This is a genomic window from Streptomyces apricus, from assembly GCF_008369065.1.
Taxonomy (GTDB): domain Bacteria; phylum Actinomycetota; class Actinomycetes; order Streptomycetales; family Streptomycetaceae; genus Streptomyces; species Streptomyces apricus.
In genome coordinates this window covers 16224-18193 of record NZ_VDFC01000036.1, presented here as the reverse complement: position 1 = coordinate 18193, position 1970 = coordinate 16224, and the positions used below count along the sequence as shown (strand labels likewise).

2 protein-coding genes are annotated in these 1970 nt (G+C 68.8%); both read left to right on the top strand.

Features of this window, described 5'->3' with window-relative positions; translation table 11 throughout:
- Positions 1 to 974, top strand: a 974-nt coding sequence (locus tag FGF04_RS12425; protein ID WP_235882302.1) for a carbohydrate ABC transporter permease, incomplete at its 5' end; no start/stop codon positions are given.
- 13 nt (positions 975 to 987) lie between these two features.
- Positions 988 to 1932 carry a carbohydrate ABC transporter permease gene (locus tag FGF04_RS12420; protein WP_149511368.1) on the top strand — a complete coding sequence of 315 codons (945 nt, stop codon included), beginning with the start codon at positions 988 to 990 and terminating at the stop codon, positions 1930 to 1932.
- Positions 1933 to 1970 lie beyond the last annotated feature (38 nt).

Genomic DNA, 1970 nt, shown 5'->3' with positions numbered 1-1970 from the left:
CCCCAGACGGTGCGCCCCCCGCCGCCCCGCCGGCCGGCGCCGGCACCGGCGCGGAGCGGCAGCGCCGCCGTACCCTGCTGCACCGGCTCGACCTGCGCGGCGCCCCGTACGCGTTCGTCGCCCCGTTCTTCGTCGTCTTCGCTGCCTTCAGCTTCTACCCGCTGATCTACACCTCGTGGATCTCCCTGCACCGGGTGGAACTGTCCACCCTGAACGTCATGGAGTGGGTCGGCTTCGACAACTACACGGCGCTGTGGGAGGACGAGCGCTTCTGGAACGCGCTCCTCAACACCATCACCATCGGCATCCTGTCGACCGTGCCGCAACTGCTGATGGCGCTCGGGCTCGCGCACCTGCTCAACTACCGGCTGCGCGGCTCCACGTTCTTCCGCGTCGCCGCCCTGACGCCGTACGCCACCTCGGTGGGCGCCGCGGCCCTCGTCTTCACGATGCTCTTCGAGCGCGACTTCGGCATGATCAACTGGATGCTGGGCCTGGTCGGCATCGACAACATCGACTTCGAGAACAACAAGTGGGCCGCCCAGATCGCCATCTCCACGATCGTCATCTGGCGCTGGACCGGCTACAACGCCCTGCTCTACCTCGCCGCGATGCAGGCGATCCCGCGCGACCGCTACGAGGCCGCGGCCATCGACGGCGCCTCCCGCTGGCAGCAGTTCCTGAAGGTCACCATCCCCGGCATCCGCGCCACCATCGTGTTCACCATCGTCCTGTCCACGATCGGCGCCACCCAGCTCTTCGGTGAGCCCCTGATCTTCGGCCAGGGCCCGAACGGCATCACCGGCGGAGCGGACAACCAGTACCAGACGCTGGGCCTGCTGCTGTACGAGGAGGGCTGGAAGAACTACCAGATGGGCCGGGCCGCCACCGTCGCCTGGGCGATGTTCCTGCTGCTCATCGTCGTGTTCGTCGTCCAACGAGTCGTCAAGCGCGTCCTGGCGCGCAGGGCCTGACCGGGAGATCCCCATGACCACAGACAGCATCCCGGTCCGGACGCCGGACGCGCGCCCCGGAACCGCACCGAAGAAGACGGGCAAGGACACCGCGCCCCGCGGCCGCAACCGCGCGCTGTTCCGGCACCCGGGCGCCGGCCGCCAGCACCACGCGGGCCCCGTCGCCTACATCCTGCTGGGGATCGCGGCCCTGTTCTCGCTCTTCCCGCTGTACTGGACGATGGTGGCGGCGTCGACCGACAACACGCGCGTCACCCAGACGCCCCCGCCGTTCCTGCCCGGGCCGCACCTCCTGGACAACCTCGGCAAGGCGTGGCAGGACGCGGCCCTCGGCAAGGCCATGCTCAACAGCCTGATCGTGGCCGGCGTGATCGCCCTGTCCACCGTGCTGTTCGCCACCCTGGCCGGCTTCGCCTTCGCGAAACTGCGCTTCAAGGGCCGCAACGTCCTGCTCATGCTGGTGATCGGCACGATGCTGGTCCCGCCGCAGCTCGGCGTCGTACCGCTGTTCATGATGATGACGGAACTGGGCTGGGGCCAGAAGCTGCCCGCCGTCATCTTCCCCACCCTCGTCAGCGCCGTCGGCGTGTTCTTCATGCGGCAGTACCTCACCGAGGCGCTGCCCGACGAACTCATCGAGGCGGGCCGGGTGGACGGCGCGCACTCCCTGCGCATCTTCTGGAGCATCGTCCTGCCGATCGCGCGGCCACCCATGGCCGTCCTCTTCATGATCACGTTCGTGCACGCCTGGAACGACTTCTTCTGGCCGTTCATCGTGCTCGACATGACCAACCCGACGGTGCCCGTCGCCCTCACCCAGCTCAGCGCGGGCTACGTGCGCGACCAGTCACTGATCATGGCGGGCGCCCTGCTCGGCACCCTCCCGCTGCTCGCCATGTTCGTCGTCTTCGGCCGCCAGATCGTCGGCGGCATCATGCAGGGAGCGGTCAAGGGATGAGCGGTCCGCCGCCCCCTGCCTCCCGTGCCCCTCCGATC